Source organism: Nocardia sp. CC201C (genome assembly GCF_030010695.1).
In the GTDB taxonomy this organism is placed as follows: domain Bacteria; phylum Actinomycetota; class Actinomycetes; order Mycobacteriales; family Mycobacteriaceae; genus Nocardia; species Nocardia otitidiscaviarum.
The window spans coordinates 1-7,009 of the sequence record NZ_JASCXP010000394.1 but is presented as its reverse complement, the minus strand read 5'-3'; the positions used below and the strand labels follow the sequence as shown (position 1 = coordinate 7,009).

General features: G+C 70.8%; 4 protein-coding genes. All 4 read left to right on the top strand.

Going from position 1 to position 7,009, the window contains the following annotated elements; all coding sequences use genetic code 11:
• Positions 1-1,120: 1,120 nt before the first annotated feature.
• Genes QK444_RS29560 through QK444_RS29545 form a run of 4 tightly spaced genes read left to right on the top strand, consistent with a single transcriptional unit; the run spans position 1,121 to position 6,884 of the window.
• Complete coding sequence (locus QK444_RS29560) at positions 1,121-3,160, top strand: serine/threonine-protein kinase (protein WP_282785408.1); 2,040 nt, start codon at positions 1,121-1,123, stop codon at positions 3,158-3,160.
• A complete protein-coding gene (locus QK444_RS29555) occupies positions 3,157-5,490 on the top strand; it encodes a protein kinase (RefSeq protein ID WP_282785407.1) in 2,334 nt (777 codons plus the stop codon). Before QK444_RS29560 ends, QK444_RS29555 begins: the two co-directional genes overlap by 4 nt.
• Positions 5,487-6,197, top strand: a complete 711-nt coding sequence (locus QK444_RS29550) for a cyclase family protein (RefSeq protein ID WP_282785406.1) — start codon at positions 5,487-5,489, stop codon at positions 6,195-6,197. The genes QK444_RS29555 and QK444_RS29550 overlap by 4 nt, the downstream gene beginning before the upstream one ends.
• A 9-nt stretch (positions 6,198-6,206) precedes the next feature.
• Positions 6,207-6,884, top strand: a complete 678-nt coding sequence (locus tag QK444_RS29545; protein ID WP_282785405.1) for a nucleoside/nucleotide kinase family protein — start codon at positions 6,207-6,209, stop codon at positions 6,882-6,884.
• Positions 6,885-7,009: the final 125 nt, after the last annotated feature.

Below are 7,009 nucleotides of genomic sequence, written 5' to 3'. Positions count from 1 at the left end.
GGGGGGGGGGGGGGGGGGGGGTGGGGGGGGGGGGGGGGGGGTCGCGCCCGGGCGCGGGTTCGGGCCGGTGGGTCGGGGTGGTTTCCGGCCGGTCGGAATCGGTTTCCACAGGTGAGATGCCGTCCGCTAGCGCGGTGCCCTCGTTGTACATGCTGGTGTTCCCCCGTCGCCTGGTCGTCGAAATCGGGTGATCCGCTGTGCAGCCGCAAGTTATCATTTCCGGCAGTTGCTCGGGGGATGATGGTGTCGGGTGTGGCGGATTCTATCCGCCGCTCCCGCCAACCGACCAGTGCGGATTCGATGGGTATCCGTGCCGAGCCAGGCAGGTGCGGGCATGACTTCTGATTCCGATCACCGTTCCGGCCAGCGTACGGCCGGAACGGAATTCACGGCGGTCGCCGCCTTCGCCGCGGCCTGGGACGAGGCCGCCGAGCCACCGCGGATCGCCGACTTCCTCCCGGACGCCACCACCCTGCGCCGCGGGGCCCTGATCGAACTGATCCGGGTAGACATGCGGCACCGCTGGCTGCGCCGCCCGGGCCCCGACCCGCGTCGTCACCTGCGCAAACGACTCACCGAGTACTGTTCCGACTTCCCCGAACTCACCCCCCGCGACCTGCCCGCGGGCCTGGTCTACGAGGAGTTCGTCATCCGCCGCCACAGCGGTGAGCGCATCGACCCCCGGGACTGCCTGCGCGAATACCCCCACCAGGCGACCGAGCTGCGCAAGCTGCTCAATGCCGACGACGAGGATCAGAGCACCCGCCGCTCGGCCTTCGAGGACTCCCGCCGCACCGCGGCCGATCCGGAAGCCACCGCTGCCGATACGGAGACCACTGCTGGTACGGAGACGGCCGCTGGTACGGAGACGGCCGCTGGGGATTCGGAGCCGACCGCCGCCGATCCGGATATGACCGCCGCCGATCCGGCTGCCGCGCCTGCCCCGGCGGGATCGGCGGCGCGCCCGGCCCCGGATCGCGCCCGCCTCGAGGAGGCGACGGCACCCGCCGCGACACATGTGGACGACACACGGTCGGGGGGAGGGTGGGATGACTCGGTCGAGACCGTCTCGGCGCGGCCGACATCCGAAGGCACCGGTCGGGATCGGCCGGAAAGTGGGCTGGACGAATCCACACGCGGCGGCGTGGATCTCGGCGAGAGCACCCGGCGACCGGAGGAGCCGACCCGGCCGCCCGATGCGACCGGTCTATTCGGTTTCGACGACGAAACCCGCACCACCGCACCCGGCACCAGCACCCGGTTCGATCCCGCCGCGGCCCCCGATACCGGCGAGTTGCTCGACCGCATCGAGATCGGCCAGCGCATCGACGAGTTCGACCTGCTGACCGGGCTCGGCTCGGGCGCGTTCGCGCGGGTGTTCCTGGCCCGGCAGCGCTCCCTGCAACGACTGGTGGCGGTGAAGATCTCCGCCGATCACGGCACCGAACCGCAAACCCTGGCCCAGCTGGATCACGACTACATCGTGCGGGTCTTCGACCAGCGCCTGATGTCGGGGCTGATGACCGAGTCGGGCCGTCGGCTGCGGCTGCTGTACATGCAGTTCCTCCCCGGCGGCACCCTGCTCGGCGTGCTGCGCTGGGTGCGCGCCACCCCGCCCGCGGAACGCTCCGGCCAACTGCTGCTCGACGCCGTCGACGCCGCCATGGAGGAGAAGGGCGAGATCCGCCCCACCGATTCCAGCGTGCGCGCCGAGATCGCCGAGCTGAGCTGGCCGGAAACGGTGGCGTGGCTGGGCCGCAGACTCGCCGAGGCGCTCGATTACGCCGACGGCCACGGTGTCCTGCACCGGGACGTCAAGCCCGCCAATGTGCTGCTCACCGCCGAGGCGGTGCCGAAGCTGGCCGATTTCAATATCAGCTTCAGCCGCAATCTGGACGGCGCGAGCCCGGTCTCCTACTTCGGCGGCTCCCTGTCCTACATGTCCCCCGAACAGCTCGAGGCGTGCCACCCCGGCCGCGCCCGCAGCGCCGCCGACCTGGACACCCGCGCCGACATCTTCTCCCTGGGAGTGGTGCTGTGGGAGCTGCTCACCGGTGCGAAGCCGTTCGACGACACCACGGCCGGGCCCGACCACCACGGCGACCGCACCACCCTGGAGGCCATGCTGGACCGCAGACGCGGCGGAGTGGAGGCCGCCGCCCTGGATCAGGTGCCGCCCGACTGCCCGGCCGCGCTGCGCCGCGTCCTGCTCACCTGCCTGGCCCCGGACCGCGACCAGCGCTGGAGCAGCGGCAGCGTGCTGGCAAAACAGCTGGACATGTGCCTGGACGAGCGGGCCCGCGACCTGGTGGACCCACCGCCGCACAGTTGGCGGCTGCGGCTGCGCTCCTGGCGCATCCTGGTGATCACGCTGGCCATCGGCATCCCGAATGTGCTTGCCTCCCTGTACAACATCGGCCACAACGACATGCTGATCGTGAGCCGCCTGACCGACGCCGCCCAACGCACCTTCACCCTGGTCACCGCCACCGTGAACGGGCTGTTCTACCCGATCGGCATCGTGGTGATCTGCTATCTGGGCCGCCATGTGATCACCGTGCCGCACGGGCTCAAACGCGGCCGGGCCTTCGACGCCGAGACGCTGCGGGCGGCCCGCAAGGATGTGCTACTGCTGGGCGAGCGCGCCTCCTTCGTGGTGTTCACGCTGTGGGTGCTGGCGGGCATCACCTTCCCGATCTCGCTGCGCCTGGCCACCGGTGAGATTCCCGCGCGCGGCATGGTGCACTTCCTGGTATCGCTGGTGGTGTGCGGGGCGATCGCGGTCGCGTACCCGTTCTTCCTGGTCACCTTCTACCTGGTGCGCTGCATCTATCCGATGTTCCTGCGCCACGGCGACATCAGCGCCGACGACGCGGTGTGGCTGCACCGGCTGGGCAGCCGCTGCACCGGGTATCTGGCGGTGGCCGCCTCGGTGCCGCTGCTGGCGGTGGCGGGCGTGACCTTCCTGCGGCCCTCCGACATTCCGGAGATCATTGTCGCCGTGCGGGTGCTGTGTGTCGGCGGGATCGTCGCGTTCGTCGGGGTGTACTGGCTTTTCCGGGCGCTGGAGGCGGATCTGCGCGCGCTGGAGCGGGTGGTCGACCCGGACCGGAGCATGTACGCCGACCAGTCACCCGCTCGGGGCGCGGCGGCACCGTGACCGTGGACGATTTCCATGCGGAGGCGGTTGCCCGGTTCGCCACCGACTGGGAGGCCGTGTTGCGCGGTGGCGGCGTCGAACCCCCACCGCTGCACCGCTACGTACCCGACGGCACCGAGGTGCGCCTGGCGGTGCTGGCGGATCTGGTGCGCATCGATATGCGGCAGCGCTGGCGGCGCACCGGGACGGGTAAGCGAATCGCCGAGTACGGCACCGAATTTCCCGAGGTGGCCGACAGCCCGCACTTCGTGGAGCTGGTGTGCGAGGAGTACCTGGTGCGCCGCCGCTACCGGCAGGTGGACCTGGAGACCTTCAGCGCCGAATATCCGGAGCTGGCCGGGGAGATCCGGGCGCGGTTCGCCGATCGGAGCGCCTACGCCCCGCCGAGCCTCCCGGCGCACATCGACATCGGGCATCGGCTGGACGATTTCGACCTGCTCACCGATCTCGGCGGCGACGAGCGCAGCCGGGTGTTCCTGGCCCGCCAGCTGTCCATGCAGCGCCTGGTCGCCGTCCGGGTGGACACCGGAGCCGACGCGGATGCCGCGACCGTCGCCCGCCTGGACCACCAGTACATCGTCCGGGTCTTCGACGAGCGTCACCTCGAGGACGGCGGAAAGCCGTTGCGGCTGTTGTACATGCAGTACCTGCCGGGCGGCACCGTGGCGGATCTGCTAGCGCGGCTGCGCCGGAACGGGCAGCGACCCGCGAGCGGGACCGCACTGCTGGGCTCGGTGGACGCCGTCATGGAGGCCAGGGGCGAGATCCGGCCCGCCGATTCCAGCGTGCGCACCGCACTGGCCGCCCTCAGCTGGCCGGAAACCGTTGCGTGGGTGGGGCGTCGGCTCGCCGTGGCGCTCGACTACGCCGATCGGCACGGGGTGCCGCACCACGACATCCGGCCCGGCACCGTGCTGTTCACCGCCGAGGGCGTGCCGAAACTGGCCGATTTCGGCCTGGCGTCGCGGTATGTCGATGCCGACGACACCGGGCAGGCGGCTCGGCTGCGATACCACGCACCGGAACACCTCACCGCGCTGCTGGATCCGGCGGTTCCGATGCCCGACACCCGCGCGGACATCTATTCGCTCGGGCTGCTGCTCTGGGAAATGCTCACCGGCACACTGCCGTTCGCCGACCCTGATCTCGATGAGCGGTCGCCGTCGCCCGAGTCGCTGTCCGGGGAGCTTCCGCCACCGGCGCGGTCGTCGCTTCGGCCACTGCCGGAAGGCCGGCGCGACGGTCCACCGGGTCCCATTCGCGAGGCGGAGCCCGTCGGCGACACACACACTCCCACGCCCTCCGGCTCCCCCCGGGCGTGCCTGCTCGCCGCCATGCTGCGCGGGCGGCGGGCGGGCGTGCCTCCCGCCGCACTGGACACGCTGCCCGCCGACACTCCCGCCACCCTGCGCCGGGTGCTGCTGGAGTGCCTGCACCCCGATCCGGACCGGCGCTGGCGCAGCGGCGCGGAACTCGCGGGGCAACTCGATCTGACCCTGGACGCCCGCGCCCGCGATCTGGTCGATCCGCCGCCCACCAGCCTCCGGCACCGGGCACGCGGCTGGGCGCTGCCCATCGCCGCGCTCTGCGTGGGCGTTCCGAACGCATTCGCCAGCGTGTACAACATTCGGCTCAACCAGCGGCTCATCGTGGACCGGCTCGCCGAGGCCGACCAGCAGCGGTTCGAGACGGTGGCGCTGGTGAACAACTCCATCGCCTTCCCGCTGGCCGCCCTGCTGCTGATCTGGCTGTGCCGCCGCCCGCTCACCGTCCCGTTCCGGCTGGCGCGCGGACACGAGTACAGCGCCGCCGAACTCGCCCGCGCCCGCGCGGATACGCTCACCGTCGGCGACCGCGCGGTGCTGGTGCCCTTCGCCATGTGGCTGCTCGCCGGAATCATCTGGCCGCTGGCCCTGGCCGGATCGGGGGTACCGCTGGCCCCCGGCCAGTTCGCGCACTTCTTCGCCGCGCAGGTGGTGTGCGCGACCATCGCACTGGCGTATCCGTTCTTCCTGATCACGCTGTTCGCGGTGCGGTCGCTGTATCCGCGGCTGCTGGTGCGCGGCGGCATCGGCCCCACCGACGGGGCACAGCTGTGGGCGCTGGCGCGGCGCAGCAACATCTATCTGGCGGCGGCCGCCTCGGTGCCGCTGTTGGGGGCCGCCAGCGCCACCTTCGTATCCGCCACCGACCTGGAATTGGTGATCGTCCCGGTCCGCTGGCTCAGCGTCGGTGGCATTCTGGCCTTCGTGATCACCTACTGGCTGTTCCGGCTCCTGGAAGCGGATCTGCGCGCCCTGGTGCGCGCCATCCCGCGAGGCGTGCGGTGAAGCCGCCGTTCGGGCGGCTCGTGAACCTGTCGCACGTGCACGATCCGGCGCGGACACCGCTGTACCCGGGCGATCCGGCCTTCACCGTCGAAACCGTGGCCACCGTGGCCGCGGACGGGTATCTGCTGCGCTACGTCCACCAGGCCGAGCACACCGGAACCCATTGGGGCGCACCCGTGCACTTCGATCCGCGGGGGCTCGCCGCCGACGAACTCGATACGGCGGATCTGCTGCTGCCCGCCGTGAAGATCGACGTGCGGGAGCAGTGCGCCGCCGACCGGGACTACGCCCTCGGCATCGACGATCTCCGGGCGTGGGAGCAGCGGTACGGCCGCATTCCCGACCAGGCCGCCGTGATCGCCTGGACCGGTTGGGACGCCACATGGGGCAGTCCGGACTTCCTGGGCGAGGGCGAAGCGCATGGCCGCCAACCCGGATTCGCAATCGATACCGTCGCATGGCTACTGGAGACCGGCCGCCTCGGGCGGCGCGGCGCGCTCGGCATCGACACCTTCGGCCCCGATCGCGGCATCGACGACACCTACGCGGTATCGAAACTGCTCTACCGCGAACACCGCATCAGTCTCGAATGCCTCGCCAATCTGTCCGAACTGCCGACCACCGGCGCGTGGGTGCTGGCGGGCGGACCGATTTATCGCGGCGGGTCGGGCGCGCCCGCAACGATTTTCGGCATCCTGCCGCAGTAGGGTGCTGGGATGGCCCGCACCGGCGTCGAAACGTCCCTGGCGGAGCTCGCGGTGCGGGTGGCCGCCAGGGTCGACCGCCGCGCCGATCGGCGGTTCGTCCTCGGTATCGCCGGACCGCCGGGAGCCGGCAAATCGACCCTGGCTCGCGGCGTCCGCGACGAGTTGAACGGCTACGCCGCCAGCCGCATCGCCGAGGTCGCGCCCATGGACGGCTTTCACTTCAGCAATGCCCGGCTGCGCGCCGACGGCGCATTGGCGCGCAAGGGCGAACCCGACACCTTCGATGTCGAGGGCTATGTGAACCTGCTGCGCACCGTGCGGGAGACATCGCCGGGACGGGCGATAGCGTGGCCCACCTATTCCCGGGAACTGCACGAACCGGTACCCGGCGGGGTGGTGTTCGACGAACAGCGAATAGTCGTCACCGAGGGCAACTACCTGCTGCTCGATACCGGCGCCTGGGCGGCCGTCCGGCCGCTGCTCGACCAGAGCTGGTATCTGGACGTGCCGCGCCCGATCATCGAAAAGCGGTTGGTGCGCCGCCATATTCGCGGCGGTCGCAGCGCGGCGGACGCGAAGCTCAAAGTGCAGCACAGCGATCTGGCCAATGCGCGGCTGGTGGAGCGCACCCGCTCGACCGCCGATCTGGTGTTGCGCAAATCCGGGCGCGGCTATCGCGTGGACTGAGCGGGCAGGTGGCGCAGCCACTCCCGAGTGCCCGGATACCCACAGGAGAGCGTCGCGATATCGGCGGCGCGACGCAGCGCGGTGACGAAATCCGGTTCCACGGCATGGAAATGGCAGAACGCGCC

What these genes read in the sequence shown, in the direction of transcription:
- QK444_RS29545 (WP_282785405.1), top strand. Translation starts at nt 6,207, where the DNA reads ATGGCCCGCACCGGCGTCGAAACGTCCCTGGCGGAGCTCGCGGTGCGG.